Raw genomic sequence first — 17,173 nt, forward strand, 5'->3', positions numbered from 1 at the left:
CGCCCGGACTCCCTTCGGTCCCTCATTCACCTGCGGGGTTCCCAGCGGAACCACCTGCGGACAGCAAACACGGTGAGGGCGCCCCAGGCCAGCGTGGTGAGAGCGGCGGTCATGAGGTCCTTGGTGTCGCCGACGCCGAGCCACCCGGCCCGGACGAACTCCATGACTCCGCTGAACGGCAGCAGTCGGGCGATGTTCGCGGCCAGGTCCGGAAGGACGTCGAGCGGGACCATCAGCCCCGAGCCCATGGCCGAGATCAGGAAGAACGGCAGGGTGGTGAGGCCCGCGCTCTCGACGTTCCGCGTGATGGCGGTGGTCGCGGCCGCCAGTCCGGCGAGCAGCAGGATCGCGGCGAGCAGGCCGAGCACGAGCAGGTCCGGCCGCTGGGGCGCGGGGACGTCGAGGACGAGGGCGCCGCCGACCGTGAGGACGGCGCACTGGATGAGCGCGATGGCGGCGGACGGGAGCGCGGCGCCGCCGAGGATCTCCAGGTCGGTCGCCTCGCCCGTGCGCAGCCGCTTGAGGACGAGTTCCTCGCGGCGGGCCACGAGGGCGGAGACGAGGCCCATGTAGACGACGAGGACGAGGACCAGCCCCGTCCCGCCGATGACGGTGGTTCCCGCCATACCGCCGGGCAGCTCGTCCGAACTCATCTGCCCGAGCGAGGACCGCAGTACGAAGATCATCATCAGCGGCATGAGGAGGGCGATGAAGAGATTGTTCTTGTTCCGCCCGAGGAGGGTGAGCTCGGCCCGTCCCAGCGAGGTCATCCGGCGTGCGGTCGCGTTCATCGGGCGGTCTCCAGGTCCACGTCCCGGTCCACGTCCAGGGCGTCGGTGCGGGAGGCGATCTCCAGGAACGCCTCTTCGAGGGTGGCCGAGCGGGCGTCGAGCCCGTGGAGCCGTACGCCCGCCTCGCGGGCCCAGCCGAGGAGTTCGCCGAGCGCGTCCTGCAACGCGTGCGTACGGATCTCCACGCGCGGGCCCTGGGCGGCGGCCTTCAGCGTGAGCGGCAGCCGGGCGGGCTCGACTCCCTCGGGGAGGGTGAAGCGGATCCGGGCGGGCCGGGCGGCGGTGACCTCGGCCGGGGTGCCGGAGAGCACGATCCGCCCCTGGTGCATGATCGCGAGCCGGTCGGCCAGGGACTCGGCCTCCTCCAGGTAGTGCGTGGTGAGGAGCACGGTCGTCCCCTCGTCGCGCAGCGCCCGCACCAGTTCCCAGGTGTCGTGCCGCCCTTCCGCGTCGAGTCCGGTGGTCGGCTCGTCGAGGAAGAGGACCTCGGGGCGGCCGAGGAGCGCGAGGGCGAGGTCGAGGCGCCGCCGCTCGCCGCCGGAGAGCTGCTTGATCCGGACCCGTTCGCGGGAGCCGAGTCCGACGGCCTCCAGTGCCTCGCCGGCGGGTCGGGCGCCGCTGGTGCAGCCCGCCCACATCCGTACGGTTTCGGCCACGGTCAGATCGCTGGGGAAGCCGCCTTCCTGGAGCATCACCCCGATGCGGGGCCGGACGGCGGCCCGTTCGCGGTACGGGTCGTGGCCGAGGACGCGGGCGGTTCCGGCGCTGGGGGCGGCGAGGCCCTCCAGGAGTTCGACGGTGGAGGTCTTGCCGGCGCCGTTGGTGCCGAGGAGGGCGAAGATCTCGCCCTGGGGGACGGTGAAGGAGATGCCGCGCACGGCCTCGAAGCCGCCGGAGTAGCCGCGGCGCAGGCCTTCCGCTTCGATCGCGTTGGTCATGTGTCCAGGCTCCCGGCGGCCGGGGCCGGCCGGCAGTGCGCGCTGTCATCGCGGCTTCTGACAAATGTCATGGGGAGCAGCAGGCGCCACGGGGGCCACGGGGAAGCGAGGGCATGGGGACACGACGAAGGCCCCGGTTCCTGAGAACCGGGGCCTTCGACTTCCTGAGCGGACGACGAGATTCGAACTCGCGACCCTCACCTTGGCAAGGTGATGCTCTACCAACTGAGCCACGTCCGCATGCCTCCGACCAGCTTTCACTGGGCGGCGCGAGCACCACTCTACCTGATGCACCGGAGTGCTTGGTAATGCGATGCAGAGCGGGTGACAGGAATTGCACACTGCGCCTTCCCCCTGGAAGGGGGATGTTCTACTACTGAACTACACCCGCACGCTGCGTGAGGTTCGGCCCTGCGGCCTCGCCCCTCGGCGTGTTCCAGACTCTAGCGGATCATGGGGGGTGGAATGCAAATCCGCCCCCGCGCGTCAGCTCGCGGCGTGGAAGGCCTCGTAGACCTTCTTCGGGATCCGGCCCCTCGCGGGCACGTCCATCTTGTTGGACTGCGCCCAGGCGCGGACCGCCGCAGGGTCGGGCGCGAGCGCGGTCCGGGTGTAGGTCTCGACGCCCGCTCGCTCCTTCGTCCCGCCCTTCGCTCCGGCCGGCTGCTTGCGGCCGGCGGCGAGGTAGGGGGCGAGGGTCTTGCGGAGTTTCTTTGCATTGGCAGCATTCAGGTCGATCTCGTACGTCTTCCCGTCGAGGGCGAACGCGACCGTCTCAGCAGCTTCTCCGCCGTCGATGTCATCGGAGAGAGTGACCACCACACGCTGAGCCACGGATATCGGTCCTTTCCTGCGGCCGCCGGGGTCGGAACGACGCTTGTGACGTCTCTGACGTGCGACGATGCCGACCGTTCGACTGTGCCGGGACAATGCTGCTTTCCTCTGTATTCCTTTGTACAGCGGTAGACGTCGCATTGTGAAGCCCCGGCAATTGTTTCAGCGTGTCCCGGCGGATTGGGGGCCGCGATATTTCGCTGGAAATTTGCGCGCGAGTGTGCGTGGGGCGGTGGGTGGTGTTCGCGGTCCGTTGGCGGTCCGTTCACGGGTCTTTGGTGGATCTCTTTGGAGGATCCTTCAGATCTCTACCCGCGTAGAATTTGGAGGCAGGTACGCTGAGGGAACCGCCCACGCAACACACCACCGGGAGTGCCAGTGGCACGCGTCGTAGTCGACGTCATGCTCAAGCCGGAGATTCTGGACCCTCAGGGGCAGGCGGTGCAGCGTGCACTGCCTCGCCTGGGATTCGCCGGAATCGCCGACGTCCGTCAGGGGAAGCGCTTCGAGCTGGAGGTGGAGGGGCCGGTCGACGACGCCGCCCTCGCCCGCATCCATGAGATGGCCGAAACCTTCCTTGCCAACACCGTGATCGAAGACTTCGTCGTGAAGGTCGAGTCGTGACCGCACGCATCGGCGTCGTCACGTTCCCCGGAACGCTCGACGACCAGGACGCGCTGCGCGCCGCCCGCCTCGCGGGCGCCGAGCCCGTCTCGCTCTGGCACCGCGACAAGGACCTCAAGCAGGTCGACGCCGTGGTTCTGGCCGGCGGTTTCTCCTACGGCGACTACCTGCGGGCCGGAGCCATCTCCCGCTTCTCGCCGGTGATGGAGAGCATCATCGAGCAGGCCAAGGCGGGCATGCCCGTCCTCGGCATCTGCAACGGCTTCCAGATCCTCACCGAGGCCCATCTGCTGCCGGGCGCGATGCTGCGCAACAACCACCTCCACTTCATCTGCCGCGACCAGAAGCTGCGGGTGGAGAACGCGGAGACCGCCTGGACGTCCGACTACGAGCGGGGCCAGGAGATCGAGGTCCCGCTCAAGAACATGGACGGCCGGTACGTCGCCGACGAGCGCACGCTCGACGAGCTCGAGGCCGAGGGGCGGGTGGCCTTCCGCTACCTGGACGTGAACCCCAACGGCTCGCTGCGCGACATCGCGGGCATCACCAACGCCGCGGGCAACGTGGTCGGCCTCATGCCGCACCCGGAGCACGCCGTCGAGCCGCTGGTCGGCACCGGCAAGACGGACGGCCTCGGTTTCTTCACCTCGATCCTCAAGAAGCTGGTCAACGCCTGATGCTGCCTTCTTCCGGGGGGCGACCCCCGTACCCCCGAGCTTTCGACACCGTCAAGCACGCGAGCGAGACGCCGGACAGCGAGCAGCCCTGGAAGGAGCTCGGCCTCAAGGAGGACGAGTACGCGCGCATCCGCGAGATCCTGGGCCGCCGTCCCACCGGCGCCGAGCTCGCCATGTACTCCGTCATGTGGTCCGAGCACTGCTCCTACAAGAGCAGCAAGGTCCACCTGAAGCAGTTCGGCGAGAAGGTCCCGGAGAACGACGCCATGCTCGTCGGCATCGGCGAGAACGCCGGCGTCGTCGACGTGGGCCAGGGCTACGCGGTCACCTTCAAGGTCGAGTCGCACAACCACCCCTCGTACATCGAGCCCTACCAGGGCGCGGCCACCGGCGTCGGCGGCATCGTCCGCGACATCCTCGCCATGGGCGCCCGCCCGGTCGCGGTCGTCGACCCGCTGCGCTTCGGCGCGGCCGACCACCCCGACACCAAGCGCGTGCTGCCCGGTGTCGTCGCGGGCATCGGCGGCTACGGCAACTGCCTGGGCCTGCCGAACATCGGCGGCGAGGTCGTCTTCGACTCCTGCTACCAGGGCAACCCGCTGGTCAACGCCGGCTGCATCGGCGTGATGAGGCACGAGGACATCCACCTCGCCAAGGCCTCCGGCCCGGGCAACAAGGTGATCCTGTACGGCGCCCGCACGGGTGGCGACGGCATCGGTGGCGTGTCCGTGCTGGCCTCGGAGACCTTCGACGACTCGAAGCCGACGAAGCGCCCCGCCGTGCAGGTCGGCGACCCCTTCCAGGAGAAGCTCCTCATCGAGTGCACCCTGGAGATCTTCAAGGAGAAGCTGGTCGCGGGCATCCAGGACCTCGGCGGCGCCGGGCTCTCCTGCGCCACGTCCGAGCTGGCCTCGGCCGGCTCCGGTGGCATGCACGTCGACCTCGAGAAGGTCCACCTGCGCGACGCGACGCTCTCGCCCGAGGAAATCCTCATGAGCGAGTCGCAGGAGCGCATGTGCGCGATCGTCGAGCCGCAGCACGTCGACCGCTTCCTGGAGATCTGCGAGAAGTGGGACGTCATCGCCACCGTCATCGGTGAGGTGACCGAGGGCGAGCGCCTGGAGATCTTCTGGCACGGCGAGCAGATCGTCGACGTGCCGCCGCGCTCCGTCGCCCACGAGGGCCCGACGTACCACCGGCCGTACGCCCGCCCGGAGTGGCAGGACGCGCTCCAGGCCGACGACGCCGGCAAGCTGCCCCGGCCGCAGGACGGCGCCGCGCTGAAGGACCAGGTCCTGAAGCTCGTCTCCTCCCCGAACCAGGCCTCGAAGTCCTGGATCACGGACCAGTACGACCGGTTCGTGCAGGGCAATACGGTCCTGGCGCAGCCCGAGGACGCGGGCATGGTCCGTATCGACGAGGAGACCAACCTCGGCGTGGCCATGGCGACCGACGGCAACGGCCGGTACGCGAAGCTCGACCCGTACACGGGTGCGCAGCTCGCGCTGGCGGAGGCGTACCGCAACGTCGCCGCGTCCGGTGCCAAGCCGCTCGCCATCTCGGACTGCCTGAACTTCGGTTCGCCCGAGGACCCGGCTGTCATGTGGCAGTTCGCCGAGGCCACCCGTGGTCTCGCGGACGGCTGCCTCCAGCTCGGCACGCCGGTCACCGGTGGAAACGTCTCGCTCTACAACCAGACGGGCGAGACCGCGATCCACCCGACGCCGGTCGTGGCCGTGCTCGGTGTGATCGACGACGTCAACCGCCGTACGCCGATCGCCTTCGCGGAAGAGGGCCAGCTCCTCTACCTGCTCGGCGACACGCGTGAGGAGTTCGGCGGCTCGGCCTGGTCCGAGGTGATCCACCAGCACCTCGGCGGCATGCCGCCGGCCGTGGACCTCGACCGGGAGAAGCTGCTCGGCGACATCCTGATCTCGGCCTCCCGCGACGGCATGATCGACGCGGCGCACGACCTGTCCGACGGCGGTCTCGTGCAGGCGGTCGTCGAGTCCTGCCTGCGCGGCGGGAACGGCGCGCGTCTGGTCGTCCCGGAGGGCCTGGACGCCTTCACCTTCCTCTTCAGCGAGTCGGCGGGCCGTGCGGTCGTCGCCGTCCCGCGCAGCGAGGAGCTCCGCTTCACCGACATGTGCGGTGCGCGGGGTCTGCCGGCGACCCGGATCGGTGTCGTCGACGGTGACGTCGTGGACGTCCAGGGCGAGTTCGCGCTCTCCCTGGAGGAGCTGCGCACGGCCCACGAGGCGACGATCCCGGCCCTGCTGGCCTGATCCGACGCTTTCCGAGAAAACCTCCGCCCCTTCCGGGCGGGGGTTTTCCCGTTTCCCGCTTGCAAGGGATTACGTAATTACGTAATCTCCGAGTCATGGAGCTGGAAGAGCGGGTCGCCGCACTCGAACGGCGCATGGCCGCCCTGGAGGGCGCCGAGCGCCCCGCACCCGACCGCCGCGCGTCCACGGAGAGCGCGCTCTGGGCCCTGGAGGGGTTCAAGGCGGAGCTCGCCGAGGCGGGCGAGCAGGGCGCCGACGGCGGTGTGCTGTTCACGGGTTCGGTCCGGCTGCCGACCGAGGAGCGGTACGAGTGGCAGTTCGGCGCGCTCACCGAGCGGCTGCTCGACGAGGAGTGGGCCGAGACCGCCGACTCCTTCGCGGCGCTCGGTCATCCGGTACGGCTCCGGCTGCTGCGGGAGATCCTCGGTGGCCGCCGCACCGCAGCCGAGCTGGCGGAACTGGCGGAGATCGGCACGACCGGCCAGATCTACCACCACCTGAAGCAGCTCACCGGCGCCGGCTGGCTCCACACGACGGGCCGGGGCCGCTACGAGGTGCCCGGGGCGCGGGTCGTCCCGCTCCTGGTGATGCTCACCGCAGCCCGCCCGTAAAGACCGAGACCGAGACCCGGGACCGGGACCGACACAGGGGAACCCAGGGGGAACGTCCATGCTTTCGCGCAAGTCCATGACCGTGCTGCACCGCGCACTCTGGCTGCTGTTCATCGTGCAGGCGCTCGCCTCGGTGGCCGTCGAGCCGCCCTACCCGTACTGGGCGGGCTGGCTGCCGGCGATCGCCGCCGTCGGACTCGGGCTCGCGATCTCCGCGACCGCCCGCCGCCGGCTCGCGGCGCGACCTCGGGAGACGGTCGAGGTGGGCCCGCCGGTCACCGGCCTCTGGTCGGCCCTCAACAGCCCGGCCGACCGGACGCCGAGCCACGGCACGCACCGCCTCGGCCAGACGTACGCCATCGACATCGTGGAGGAGGACGAGAAGCGTCCGCGCCCCTCCTTCGCCTGGCTCTGGCCCCTGGTCCGCGGCAACCGGGACTTCCCCGCCTTCGACGCGCCCCTCCTCGCCGTGGCCGACGCGACCGTCGTCCACGCCGAGGACGGCCAGCGCGACCACCTCAGCCGCAACTCGCTGCCCGCGCTGCTCTACCTGATCCTGATCGAGTCCTCCGTCCGCGCGCTCGCCGGCGCCCGCCGCGTGACCGGCAACCACGTCGTCCTCGACCTCGGCGACGGTACGTACGCGATGTACGCGCACCTGCGGCGCGGCTCGCTGGCCGTGCGGGCGGGCGACCGGGTCGTCGCCGGCCAGGAACTCGCCCGGTGCGGCAACTCGGGCAACTCCACCGAGCCCCACGTGCACTTCCAGCTGATGGACGGCCCGGACCTGGACACGGGCCTGGGCGTCCCGTTCACCTGGACCGGGATCGGCGTACCGGCGAGCGGTGCGACCTTCGAGGCAGCGCCCGTCGCGGAGTCTCAGCCCTCCGCCTGACCCCAGAAGGCGTCGGACTGCTCGATGTCCTCGACGCACTCGTCGATGTCGGTGATCTTGCCACCCATGATCGTGAAGATCAGCGCGCCCTTCATCTCGATGCCCCGGTCACCGCGCTCGGCGAAGAACTTGTTCGACGCCACCGCGTGGCCGCGGCCGTCGACGGAGATGCTGTCCAGCTTCACCTGCATCTTGCCGCCGGTGAGCTCGAACATCTTTCCGTACATGGCGAGGATGTTGTCCCGGCCCTTGAAGTGCCCGGAGATCTGGCTGTTGCCGGGGGAGTGGTGCGTACAGTCGGCCGTCATCAGGGTGCCGACGGTCTCCATGTCCCCTCGGGTCCAGGCCTCGAAGCCCTGGCGGACCAAGGCGATGTCAGGGTGCTCAGCCATGGCTGCTCGACCCCTCTCGTGCGCGTGGAGGTGTGTGCGGGAAGCCCTCCCTCCCTTTCAGTCTCCGGCTACCCTCGCCCCCATGCCACCGGCCAAGAAGCGCACCCGCAGCTACGACTCCGCCAAGACCCGGGCCGCCGTGCTCGCCCAGTTCGGGAACGTACGGGACGGGGTGGCGGCGCTCACGCCCGAGCAGCTCGCCAGGCCGACCCGGCTGGGGGAGTGGACCGTACGGGAGCTGGCGGCCCACGTGACGATGGCCGTGGGAGCGGTCGCGCGGAACCTCGACGAGCCCGAGCCGGCGAAGCGGGAACTCACCCTCCTCGACTGGCCCCTGGCCACCGCCACGGCCGCCGCGGGCATCGACGAGGACACCCGGGCGATCGACACGGCCGACCTGGCGGGCCTGTACGCGCGGACGGCCGCGCGGTACGAGGAGCGGGTCGCGGGCGCCGCCGACGAGCGGCTCGTCCGGACCCGCCTGGGCGCCATGACCCTCGCCGACTTCCTCGTGACCCGGACCGTCGAGATGGTCGTCCACACCGACGACCTGAACGCGGCGACCGGCGCCGCCATCCCGTACGACCGGCAGGCCCTCGCCGCCTGCGTCCGGCTGCTCGCCGACGCCCTCGCGGCGAAGGCCCCCGGCGGCGCCGTCGAGGTGCGGATCCCGCCGTACGCGGTCGTGCAGTGCGTGGAGGGCCCCCGGCACACCCGGGGCACCCCGCCCAACGTCGTCGAGACGGACCCGCTGACCTGGATCAGGCTCGCGACCGGGCGCGCGGAGTGGGCGACGGAGAAGGAGGCGGCCCGCGTGAGCGCGAGCGGCGAACGCGCCGACCTGAGCGACGTACTGCCGGTCCTGTCCTAGGGAACCGACGCGGGGGCCGGCCCGTCCCATCTCCATGCCGAAGCCACGCGCCCTCGCCGCCCTGGTCCCGCTCCTGCTCCTCACCGCCACTGCCACCGCCTGCGGCACCGAGCGGGGTCCCGGCGCCGCGCCGGCCGGGACCGTCGGTGTCGGCCTGCCCGTCGGCGGGACGCACTGGTCGATCAAGGCCGTGACGGTCGACGGGCGCAGGTCCACCGCCCCCGCCGACGCGCGCATCGCGTTCACGGAGGACGGCCGCGCCCGGGGCAACACCGGCTGCAACCACTTCGGCGCCACCGCCGAGGTGAACGGCGACATCCTCACCGTCACCCCGGAGGAGATCACCGCGATCGGCTGTCCCGGCGACCGGGAGCGCTTCGAGCGGGAGCTGCTCAAGGCCTTCTCGGACCCGCTCACGGGCACGATCAAGGGGGGACGGTTCACCCTCGTGTCGGCCGACGGCCGGAACGACCTCGAACTGGCCTCGGAGCCGGGCGCCCCGCTGCGCGGCACCACCTGGAAGGTCGACTCCCTCGTCTCCGGCGACACGGCCGCCTCGCTGCCCGCCGGCAGCGGGAGCAAGGCGCGCTTCACGCTCGGCGAGGACGGCCGGGTCGCCGGCAATCTGGGCTGCAACAACTTCGCCGCCACCGCCCGCGTCGACGGCACCACCCTCACGGTCGAGGGACCGGCGGCGACCACCCGCATGATGTGCGCGAGCGCGGAGATGGAGCTGGAGACGAAGCTGTACGAGCTCCTCGACGGCCCGCTCACCTACCGCCTCGACCACCGCACCCTGACCCTCACCGACGCCTCGGGCGAGGGCCTCACGGCCACGGCCACCCCGTAGGGGAGCAGCCCGTCCCTCCCCCGGGGACCAGCGGGTGAGCCCGGCTCGGGCGCCCCGGAGGTGGACCGAGCCCAAAAAAGAGGTGCACTCCGTCACATCGCGGGGGCCTTCGAAGGCTGGTACGAGCGTCTGCTCATGGGGGGCCCGGAGGCGGAATCCCTTCCCGCGCCTGCCTTGTAGGCCCCTCCAAGTCGGAGATGATCATTTCGTGCGATCGCACGAGTGGCACAGGGCCCGCTTTTCTTCAATTCGGACCAGTGGGCGAGCCCGTCTACACTCGGAAACGTGCCACGTGGTGACGGTCGACTCAATCACGACTTGCTCCCCGGAGAGAAAGGCCCCCAGGACGCTTGTGGCGTCTTCGGTGTCTGGGCTCCGGGTGAAGAGGTCGCAAAGCTCACGTACTTCGGGCTCTACGCCCTCCAGCATCGGGGCCAGGAATCCGCGGGTATCGCGGTGAGCAATGGCTCCCAGATCCTCGTCTTCAAGGACATGGGCCTCGTGTCCCAGGTCTTCGACGAGACCTCTCTCGGTTCCCTCCAAGGTCATATCGCGGTCGGTCACGCCCGCTACTCGACCACCGGGGCGTCCGTGTGGGAGAACGCGCAGCCGACGTTCAGGGCGACCGCCCACGGCTCGATCGCGCTCGGCCACAACGGCAACCTGGTGAACACGGCGCAGCTTGCCGAAATGGTCGCCGACCTGCCCAAGAAGGAAGGCCGCTCCACTCGTGTCGCGGCCACCAACGACACCGACCTGCTGACGGCGCTCCTCGCCGCCCAGGTCGACGACGAGGGCAAGCCGCTCACCATCGAGGAGGGTGCCGCCAAGGTCCTTCCCGATGTCCGGGGCGCCTTCTCCCTCGTCTTCATGGACGAGCACACGCTCTACGCGGCCCGTGACCCGCAGGGCATCCGCCCGCTGGTCCTCGGCCGGCTGGAGCGCGGCTGGGTGGTCGCCTCCGAGTCCGCCGCCCTCGACATCTGCGGCGCCAGCTACGTCCGCGAGGTCGAGCCGGGCGAGATGATCGCGATCGACGAGAACGGCATCCGTACCTCGCGATTCGCGGAAGCGAAGCCCAAGGGCTGCGTCTTCGAGTACGTGTACCTGGCTCGCCCCGACACCGACATCGCCGGGCGGAACGTCTACCTCTCCCGCGTGGAGATGGGCCGCCGCCTCGCGAAGGAGGCGCCGGTCGACGCCGACCTGGTGATAGCGACTCCGGAGTCCGGTACCCCGGCCGCCATCGGCTACGCCGAGGCCTCGGGCATCCCCTTCGGCGCGGGCCTGGTGAAGAACGCCTACGTCGGGCGCACCTTCATCCAGCCCTCCCAGACCATCCGCCAGCTCGGCATCCGGCTGAAGCTGAACCCGCTCAAGGAAGTCATCAAGGGCAAGCGCCTGGTGGTCGTCGACGACTCGATCGTCCGCGGCAACACCCAGCGCGCTCTCGTCCGGATGCTCCGCGAGGCCGGCGCGGCCGAGATCCACATCCGGATCTCCTCGCCGCCGGTGAAGTGGCCCTGCTTCTTCGGCATCGACTTCGCCACCCGCGCGGAGCTGATCGCCAACGGCATGTCGATCGACGAGATCGGCAAGTCGCTCGGTGCGGACTCGCTCTCGTACATCTCCCTGGAGGGGATGATCGAGGCGACCACGATCCAGAAGCCGAACCTCTGCCGTGCCTGCTTCGACGGCGAGTACCCGATGGAGCTCCCGGACCCCGAGCTCCTCGGCAAGCAGCTCCTGGAGACCGAGCTGGCCGCGGGACCGGCCGCCACCGCGGCCTCCGACGCCCTGCGCCGCCCGTAAGACCCCGCTGCACACCCCGCAGTACGACACGAAAGTTCTTCAGCATGTCTGAGTCCACCAGTGCCGGAAGCGGCGCCAGCTACGCGAGCGCGGGCGTCGACATCGAGGCGGGCGACCGCGCCGTCGAGCTCATGAAGGAGTGGGTGAAGAAGACGCAGCGCGCGGAAGTCGCGGGCCTTGGGGGCCTGGGCGGCTTCGCCGGTCTCTTCGACGCCTCCGCCCTCAAGCGCTACGAGCGTCCGCTGCTCGCCTCGGCGACCGACGGCGTCGGCACGAAGGTCGACATCGCCCGCCAGATGGGCGTGTACGACACGATCGGCCACGACCTGGTCGCGATGGTCATGGACGACATCGTCGTCTGCGGCGCCGAGCCGCTCTTCATGACCGACTACATCTGCGTCGGCAAGGTCCACCCCGAGCGGGTCGCCGCCATCGTCAAGGGCATCGCCGAGGGCTGCGTCCTCGCCGGCTGCGCCCTGGTCGGCGGCGAGACCGCGGAGCACCCGGGCCTCCTCGGCCCGGACGACTTCGACGTCGCCGGCGCCGGCACGGGTGTCGTGGAGCACGACCGCCTCCTCGGCGCCGATCGCATCCGTACGGGGGACGCGGTCATCGCCATGGCCTCCTCGGGTCTTCACTCCAACGGGTACTCGCTCGTCCGGCACGTGGTCTTCGACCGCGCCGGCATGACCCTGGACCAGCGGGTCGAGGAGCTCGGCCGGACCCTCGGCGAGGAGCTCCTGGAGCCCACCAAGATCTACTCGCTGGACTGCCTGGCCCTCACCCGGACCACGGACGTCCACGCGTACAGCCACATCACGGGCGGCGGTCTCGCCGCCAACCTGGCCCGGGTGATCCCGGACGGCCTGCACGCCACGGTCGACCGCTCCACCTGGACCCCCGGCGCGATCTTCGACCTGGTCGGCAAGGCCGGTCAGGTGGAGCGCCTGGAGCTGGAGAAGACCCTGAACATGGGCGTCGGCATGATGGCCGTCGTGCCGGCCGACTCTGTGGACGTGGCCCTGACGACCCTCGCGGACCGCGGGGTCGAGGCCTGGGTCGCGGGCGAGATCACCGAGCGCGGCGCGCACACGACGGGCGCGGAGCTGGTCGGGGACTACGCCAAGTAGGAAGTGGACAGAGGCCCGGCAGCACCCCTCAGGGGGTGCTGCCGGGCCTCTGTCGTATGTCCGTACATCCGGACATCCGGTCCGTACATCCGGTCCGTACGCCCGTGCGGAGCAGGACAGCACGGAAACCCGGCCGGGTGTAACCGGACCGGGTTTCGGTGATTCAGAAGGTCAAGCGCGACGTGGGGACGATGGACCGGACTCGTCGTCCTCGTCCTCGTCCTCGTCGTCGTAGAGAGACGCGTACTGCGCGTACGGGTCGTCTTCCTCGTCGTCGTCCTCGAACGGCTCGCCATTCGGCGGCTGGTTCGAAGTCGAAGCGCCCAGCTCATTGGCCAGACGCGACAGGTCAGTCCCGCCGCTGCTGTACTTCAGCTGGCGGGCGACCTTGGTCTGCTTGGCCTTTGCCCGGCCGCGCCCCATGGCTCGACCCCCTCGGTGACGGGGCTCGATGACCCCAGAGTCTTGACACGCGTTCATGATTCGGAACGGGCTCTCGACAGAGAGACCGGCCCGTAGGGCTTCAACGGTACCTGTTTCCTCGGCTCTACGGTACGCCGTGCGCATCACATACCTCGGTACAGAACCCGCGAGGCGCCCTTTCCTCGCTGGTCAATCGCGATTTTAACCTCTTCTGGAGGCCCGACCCGCCGAGCGGCGTGAGCGAAGTCTCGCCGACGGCGGGCCGATCCTCCGTGCGGCCGGGCCGGGGCTCAGCCCCGTCGGGCCTCCGCCATCCGCTGCTCGGCGATCCGGTCGGCCGCCGCGGCCGGCGGAATTCCGTCCGCATTCGCACGTGCGAATATGGCCAGCGTGGTGTCGAAGATCTTCGTGGCCTTCGCCTTGCAGCGGTCGAAGTCGAAGCCGTGCAGCTCGTCGGCGACCTGGATCACGCCACCGGCGTTGACCACGTAGTCGGGCGCGTAGAGGATCCCGCGGTCCGACAGGTCCTTCTCGACACCGGGGTGCGCGAGCTGGTTGTTGGCCGCGCCGCAGACGATCTTCGCGGTGAGCACGGGCACGGTCTCGTCGTTCAGGGCGCCGCCGAGCGCGCAGGGCGCGTAGACGTCCAGGCCCTCGACACGGATCAGCGCGTCGGTGTCGGCGACGACGGAGACCTGCGGGTGCTTGTCGGTGATCCGGCGGACCGACTCCTCGCGCACGTCGGTGACGACGACCTCGGCGCCGTCCTCCAGGAGGTGCTCGACGAGGTAGTGGCCGACCTTGCCGACGCCCGCGACGCCGACCTTGCGGCCGCGCAGCGTCGGGTCGCCCCACAGGGTCTGCGCGGAGGCGCGCATGCCCTGGAAGACGCCGAAGGCGGTGAGGACCGAGGAGTCGCCGGCGCCGCCGTTCTCGGGGGACCGGCCGGTGGTCCACCGGTTCTCGCGGGCGACGACGTCCATGTCGGCCACGTAGGTGCCGACGTCGCAGGCCGTCACGTAGCGGCCGCCGAGGGAGGCCACCATGCGCCCGTAGGCGAGCAGCAGCGCTGTTTTCTGACTCGGCTCGATCTTCTCGGGGTCCCCGATGATGACGGCCTTGCCGCCGCCGTGGTCGAGGCCGGCCATGGCGTTCTTGTACGACATGCCGCGCGAGAGGTTGAGCGCGTCGGCGATCGCCTCGGCCTCGGTGGCGTACGGGTAGAAGCGGGTCCCGCCGAGGGCCGGGCCCAGGGCGGTGGAGTGGATGGCGATGACGGCCTTGAGGCCGGTGGCGCGGTCCTGGCAGAGCACGACTTGCTCGTGGCCACCCTGCTCCGAGTGGAACAGGGTGTGCAGCACGTCTGCGGGAACGACAGGAGCGCCGGTCACATCGGTCACGGTGGTGACTCCCAAGTACGAGGCGGCGGTTGCGGCCCTCCCTGCGGGTGGGGGAGGACCAGTTCGGCAAGAGAGTAAGTGCTACCTGTGCGTAGATCGGCCGCAGTGCTCAGGATCACCCCCTGTCCTTCGGGATCACCCCCTCCCGGAGTACCTCCGTGGAAGGATTCGCGGCATGACGGTCGCCTCCTCGGTCCTCGTCCCCTACGCGTCCTATCTGCGGGTCTACGAGCCGCTGGCCGCGTTCCCCGAGCCGGAGCGGAGCCACTGGTCCCGGTACGCCCGCCGGCCGCGCACTCCCGGGGCGCAGGAGGAGCTGCGGCGCTCGCTCGCCGACCTGCTGCCGACGCCCCCGGTGCCGGTGCCGGTCCAGGAGAGCGCGGAGGCCTTCGTCGCACACCTGGACGGGGTGGTGGTGATCTGTCCGTGGCGGACCCGGCTGCGGAGCTGGCTGGCCGTCGAGGAGCTGATGGCCGACGGCTACCCGGGGCCGGTGCTCGACGCCATGCTGCCGCCGGTGGTGCGGTCTCAGATCGCCGGCGACTACGAACGGTGGCTGAGCAGGAACCCCGACGCGCGGCCGTGGATCCGTACGGCGGTCTGGCAGGTGCCGCTGCGCTGGTTCGCGCTCTTCGGGGACGAGGACCGGCGGTACGAGCCGGGCGGCCCCGAGGCAGCGCCGGTGCTGCGCTACCGGACGACGATGGCGCAGGCGCGGCGGCGGCTCGCGCGGGCGCTGCGGGCCCTGCGGGAGTCGATCGAGGAGGGCCCGATGACGGAGGGCCTGGTGGACGTGGGCCGCTGGCTGGAGGAGTTCCATCCGCGGGCGCTCGTGGAGCTGGACTTCGGTGGCCTGGTGCACGCGGTCGCGGAGGAGTGGCTGGCGGCGGAGCGGTCGGCGGCGGAGATGGCGGAGGGGATCGCGGCGCTCAGGGCGGGGGACGGCGAGCGGGCCGGTGAGGTGTACGGGCGGCTCGCGGAGCGCTGGCGGGTCGTCAGGGACCTGCGGGGCGCGAACTGACATCAGTCGGGCATCTTCGTCAGGTCGCCATCGACAAGACATGTCCGGCTGGGGTAAATGATCTTCAGGCATCCGGACCCGACGGCTCCGGGGGCTTCTCGGCGCGCTCCGCGCGCCGGGGTCTTTCGGCACGGGGAGGTCGAGGACGTTGGTCCTGATCCGGGCCTTTGGCTCAAGCGTGACGGACAGCACTTAACGCACCCTTGCGTCCATCACCCATCCTCGTGCCAAAATAGGACAAGGAGTCCGGGGAGGGTTCCTTCCGTCCAAGTATGGGCGGAACGCTCAGCATTGCACTCTATGGGGGGTCTGAGGACTCCTGATCGCCCTGTGACTGATCGTCACAGACGCGTGACTGTCCGTTATGGCATGGTCCATCGACTTCCGCCGCTGATGAACACCTGCGAGGGCAATTCCATCGGTTTGGCCGACGTGGCTGGACGGATGGTGTAGTTGTAGTGCCGAGGACAAGCCGTTCGTCCTATAACCGACTCGGCCCGCTTCTGCCATTTCGGGCAAGGCGGGTCAAGGTGCAGAATTTAGAGGAAAGAACCGAGATTGGTTCGGTTCTCCCGAGGAGGCCGCTCATGACCGCTCGCACCCCTGATGCCGAGCCGCTGCTGACCCCTGCCGAGGTTGCCACGATGTTCCGTGTGGACCCGAAGACGGTGACCCGTTGGGCGAAGGCGGGCAAGCTCACGTCCATCCGCACCCTGGGTGGGCACCGTCGTTACCGCGAGGCCGAGGTTCGCGCTCTGCTCGCGGGTATTCCGCAGCAGCGCAGCGAGGCCTGAGGCTCGCTCAACACCCCGCAGCACCCTGTAACACCGGGCCTGTCCGGATCCCCCAATCCGGTCGCCCACCCCTAGTACTGCCGACGGAATCCTGCCCCAACAGGCCTTCGTCAACGATCGCGCTGGACTCCGCCGGGTCTGGCGCGATCTTTTTTGTGCCTGGCGCCACTCTGCGGGAGGTGGTGCAATTGCACATATTAAATCGGGCTGGTGTAGGAGGGGTGTAAGTGAAGGGGTTCTTGAAACTCCTTCGGTGACACCCGTCACACTGGTGAAGCCTTGCCAATCAACAGCCTGCCACTTCGGGGATCGCTTCCAAGCCGCCGTTGGTCACGGGTCGGTGGGACTTTCGTCCTCTGCCGTCGGCTCCGGCCCCTCGGGCTCCGGGAACTCCATGACGAGCCGCTGGAGGCGATGGCAGACCACGCAGTGGCGGGTGAGGTGTCCGTACCGGGAAGCGGCCGCCAGATGGGCGCGCAGCAGCGCTCGCGTGTCGTGTCGTGCCGCCGACGCCGCTGCCATGTGCGACCCCCTCCGCTGCGGTCCCCCGATTCCCTGACTCCGGGGTACCGGCGGGCGCCCCGCGCCGTCAATACACGGGAACACAACGAAGGCCCGCATCTCGCGATGCGGGCCTTCGGGAAAGCGAACCTGACGGGACTTGAACCCGCGACCTCCACCTTGACAGGGTGGCGAGCTAACCAACTGCTCCACAGGTCCTTGCTCGCAGCCCCTCGTAAGTGGCTGCGAGGAAGACTGTACAGCAGGTCAGCGGTCTGGTCGAACTCACCGCCGGTCCGCCGCCGGACTCACCGCCGGACTCGC

General features: G+C 69.9%; 18 protein-coding genes and 3 tRNA genes. 11 read left to right on the forward strand and 10 right to left on the reverse strand.

All coding sequences use genetic code 11. From position 1 onward, the window contains the following. Window positions 1-26: 26 nt before the first annotated feature. The 5 genes from ACFWWU_RS03330 to ACFWWU_RS03350 all read right to left on the reverse strand — a co-directional run bounded on the left by ACFWWU_RS03330 (window position 27) and on the right by ACFWWU_RS03350 (window position 2,563). Complete coding sequence (locus ACFWWU_RS03330) at window positions 27-791, reverse strand: ABC transporter permease (protein ID WP_384138232.1); 765 nt, start codon at window positions 789-791, stop codon at window positions 27-29. Beyond that, window positions 788-1,729: an ABC transporter ATP-binding protein gene (locus tag ACFWWU_RS03335; RefSeq protein WP_384138234.1), complete on the reverse strand. Its 942-nt coding sequence runs from the start codon at window positions 1,727-1,729 to the stop codon at window positions 788-790. The genes ACFWWU_RS03330 and ACFWWU_RS03335 overlap by 4 nt, the downstream gene beginning before the upstream one ends. Before the next feature lie 167 nt (window positions 1,730-1,896). Beyond that, window positions 1,897-1,969 (reverse strand) — tRNA-Gly (locus tag ACFWWU_RS03340). A gap of 79 nt (window positions 1,970-2,048) precedes the next feature. Further along, a tRNA-Gly gene (locus ACFWWU_RS03345) sits at window positions 2,049-2,120 on the reverse strand. Window positions 2,121-2,215: 95 nt separating this feature from the next. Next, window positions 2,216-2,563, reverse strand: coding sequence for an Lsr2 family protein (locus tag ACFWWU_RS03350; RefSeq protein ID WP_384138236.1), 348 nt, complete (start codon window positions 2,561-2,563; stop codon window positions 2,216-2,218). 378 nt (window positions 2,564-2,941) lie between these two features. On the opposite strand from ACFWWU_RS03350, the gene purS reads away from it, so the two are divergent. The 5 genes from purS (at window position 2,942) to ACFWWU_RS03375 (ending at window position 7,655) form a co-directional block, all read left to right on the forward strand. Beyond that, the gene (purS, locus tag ACFWWU_RS03355; RefSeq protein WP_015035032.1) at window positions 2,942-3,187 is read left to right on the forward strand and encodes a phosphoribosylformylglycinamidine synthase subunit PurS; all 246 of its coding nucleotides are present in this window, start codon (window positions 2,942-2,944) and stop codon (window positions 3,185-3,187) included. Further along, window positions 3,184-3,864 (forward strand): phosphoribosylformylglycinamidine synthase subunit PurQ, encoded by a 681-nt coding sequence (gene purQ / locus ACFWWU_RS03360; RefSeq protein ID WP_024756855.1) that lies wholly within the window; start codon window positions 3,184-3,186, stop codon window positions 3,862-3,864. The genes purS and purQ overlap by 4 nt, the downstream gene beginning before the upstream one ends. Then, complete coding sequence (gene purL / locus ACFWWU_RS03365; protein ID WP_384138239.1) at window positions 3,864-6,149, forward strand: phosphoribosylformylglycinamidine synthase subunit PurL; 2,286 nt, start codon at window positions 3,864-3,866, stop codon at window positions 6,147-6,149. The genes purQ and purL overlap by 1 nt, the downstream gene beginning before the upstream one ends. Window positions 6,150-6,244: 95 nt before the next feature. After that, window positions 6,245-6,760: an ArsR/SmtB family transcription factor gene (locus tag ACFWWU_RS03370; RefSeq protein ID WP_384138241.1), complete on the forward strand. Its 516-nt coding sequence runs from the start codon at window positions 6,245-6,247 to the stop codon at window positions 6,758-6,760. Window positions 6,761-6,818: 58 nt separating this feature from the next. Next, window positions 6,819-7,655 carry a M23 family metallopeptidase gene (locus ACFWWU_RS03375; protein WP_384138243.1) on the forward strand — a complete coding sequence of 279 codons (837 nt, stop codon included), beginning with the start codon at window positions 6,819-6,821 and terminating at the stop codon, window positions 7,653-7,655. Here ACFWWU_RS03375 and ACFWWU_RS03380 read toward each other — a convergent pair. Beyond that, on the reverse strand, window positions 7,640-8,047 hold the full coding sequence (locus ACFWWU_RS03380; protein WP_384138245.1) for a nuclear transport factor 2 family protein: 408 nt from the start codon (window positions 8,045-8,047) through the stop codon (window positions 7,640-7,642). The genes ACFWWU_RS03375 and ACFWWU_RS03380 overlap by 16 nt on opposite strands. An 82-nt stretch (window positions 8,048-8,129) precedes the next feature. Between ACFWWU_RS03380 and ACFWWU_RS03385 the strand changes: the two genes are divergently transcribed. From ACFWWU_RS03385 to purM, 4 genes are all read left to right on the forward strand, one after another. Then, complete coding sequence (locus ACFWWU_RS03385; protein WP_384138247.1) at window positions 8,130-8,918, forward strand: sterol carrier family protein; 789 nt, start codon at window positions 8,130-8,132, stop codon at window positions 8,916-8,918. Window positions 8,919-8,952: 34 nt separating this feature from the next. After that, on the forward strand, window positions 8,953-9,768 hold the full coding sequence (locus ACFWWU_RS03390; RefSeq protein WP_384138249.1) for an META domain-containing protein: 816 nt from the start codon (window positions 8,953-8,955) through the stop codon (window positions 9,766-9,768). Window positions 9,769-10,053: 285 nt separating this feature from the next. Beyond that, complete coding sequence (gene purF / locus ACFWWU_RS03395) at window positions 10,054-11,580, forward strand: amidophosphoribosyltransferase (protein ID WP_384138251.1); 1,527 nt, start codon at window positions 10,054-10,056, stop codon at window positions 11,578-11,580. 44 nt (window positions 11,581-11,624) lie between these two features. Beyond that, a complete protein-coding gene (gene purM, locus ACFWWU_RS03400; protein WP_329622183.1) occupies window positions 11,625-12,710 on the forward strand; it encodes a phosphoribosylformylglycinamidine cyclo-ligase in 1,086 nt (361 codons plus the stop codon). Window positions 12,711-12,881: 171 nt separating this feature from the next. Here the strand turns inward: purM and ACFWWU_RS03405 are convergent, their stop codons facing one another. Then, window positions 12,882-13,133 carry a DUF3073 domain-containing protein gene (locus ACFWWU_RS03405; RefSeq protein WP_024756846.1) on the reverse strand — a complete coding sequence of 84 codons (252 nt, stop codon included), beginning with the start codon at window positions 13,131-13,133 and terminating at the stop codon, window positions 12,882-12,884. A 290-nt stretch (window positions 13,134-13,423) separates the two neighbouring features. Further along, on the reverse strand, window positions 13,424-14,533 hold the full coding sequence (locus ACFWWU_RS03410; protein ID WP_384138254.1) for a Leu/Phe/Val dehydrogenase: 1,110 nt from the start codon (window positions 14,531-14,533) through the stop codon (window positions 13,424-13,426). Between the two features lie 175 nt (window positions 14,534-14,708). Between ACFWWU_RS03410 and ACFWWU_RS03415 the strand changes: the two genes are divergently transcribed. Next, window positions 14,709-15,554, forward strand: a complete 846-nt coding sequence (locus ACFWWU_RS03415; protein WP_384138256.1) for a hypothetical protein — start codon at window positions 14,709-14,711, stop codon at window positions 15,552-15,554. A gap of 587 nt (window positions 15,555-16,141) precedes the next feature. Beyond that, entirely contained in the window at window positions 16,142-16,348 is a 207-nt protein-coding gene (gene bldC, locus ACFWWU_RS03420; RefSeq protein ID WP_003949541.1) for a developmental transcriptional regulator BldC, read from the forward strand. 330 nt (window positions 16,349-16,678) lie between these two features. Here bldC and ACFWWU_RS03425 read toward each other — a convergent pair whose 3' ends face one another. Both ACFWWU_RS03425 and ACFWWU_RS03430 read right to left on the reverse strand, forming a co-directional pair. Next, complete coding sequence (locus ACFWWU_RS03425; RefSeq protein WP_384138258.1) at window positions 16,679-16,870, reverse strand: DUF6274 family protein; 192 nt, start codon at window positions 16,868-16,870, stop codon at window positions 16,679-16,681. A gap of 124 nt (window positions 16,871-16,994) precedes the next feature. Further along, a tRNA-Asp gene (locus ACFWWU_RS03430) sits at window positions 16,995-17,068 on the reverse strand. Window positions 17,069-17,173: the final 105 nt, after the last annotated feature.

Origin of the sequence: Streptomyces sp. NPDC058650, from assembly GCF_042717315.1 — a bacterium.
Taxonomy (GTDB): domain Bacteria; phylum Actinomycetota; class Actinomycetes; order Streptomycetales; family Streptomycetaceae; genus Streptomyces.

Coding starts and splice junctions, on each gene's coding strand:
- ACFWWU_RS03330 (WP_384138232.1), bottom strand. CDS start 791: ATGAACGCGACCGCACGCCGGATGACCTCGCTGGGACGGGCCGAGCTC.
- ACFWWU_RS03335 (WP_384138234.1), bottom strand. CDS start 1,729: ATGACCAACGCGATCGAAGCGGAAGGCCTGCGCCGCGGCTACTCCGGC.
- purL (WP_384138239.1), top strand. CDS start 3,864: ATGCTGCCTTCTTCCGGGGGGCGACCCCCGTACCCCCGAGCTTTCGAC.
- ACFWWU_RS03370 (WP_384138241.1), top strand. CDS start 6,245: ATGGAGCTGGAAGAGCGGGTCGCCGCACTCGAACGGCGCATGGCCGCC.
- ACFWWU_RS03375 (WP_384138243.1), top strand. CDS start 6,819: ATGCTTTCGCGCAAGTCCATGACCGTGCTGCACCGCGCACTCTGGCTG.
- ACFWWU_RS03380 (WP_384138245.1), bottom strand. CDS start 8,047: ATGGCTGAGCACCCTGACATCGCCTTGGTCCGCCAGGGCTTCGAGGCC.
- ACFWWU_RS03385 (WP_384138247.1), top strand. CDS start 8,130: ATGCCACCGGCCAAGAAGCGCACCCGCAGCTACGACTCCGCCAAGACC.
- ACFWWU_RS03390 (WP_384138249.1), top strand. CDS start 8,953: ATGCCGAAGCCACGCGCCCTCGCCGCCCTGGTCCCGCTCCTGCTCCTC.
- purM (WP_329622183.1), top strand. CDS start 11,625: ATGTCTGAGTCCACCAGTGCCGGAAGCGGCGCCAGCTACGCGAGCGCG.
- ACFWWU_RS03405 (WP_024756846.1), bottom strand. CDS start 13,133: ATGGGGCGCGGCCGGGCAAAGGCCAAGCAGACCAAGGTCGCCCGCCAG.
- ACFWWU_RS03415 (WP_384138256.1), top strand. CDS start 14,709: ATGACGGTCGCCTCCTCGGTCCTCGTCCCCTACGCGTCCTATCTGCGG.
- bldC (WP_003949541.1), top strand. CDS start 16,142: ATGACCGCTCGCACCCCTGATGCCGAGCCGCTGCTGACCCCTGCCGAG.
- ACFWWU_RS03425 (WP_384138258.1), bottom strand. CDS start 16,870: ATGGCAGCGGCGTCGGCGGCACGACACGACACGCGAGCGCTGCTGCGC.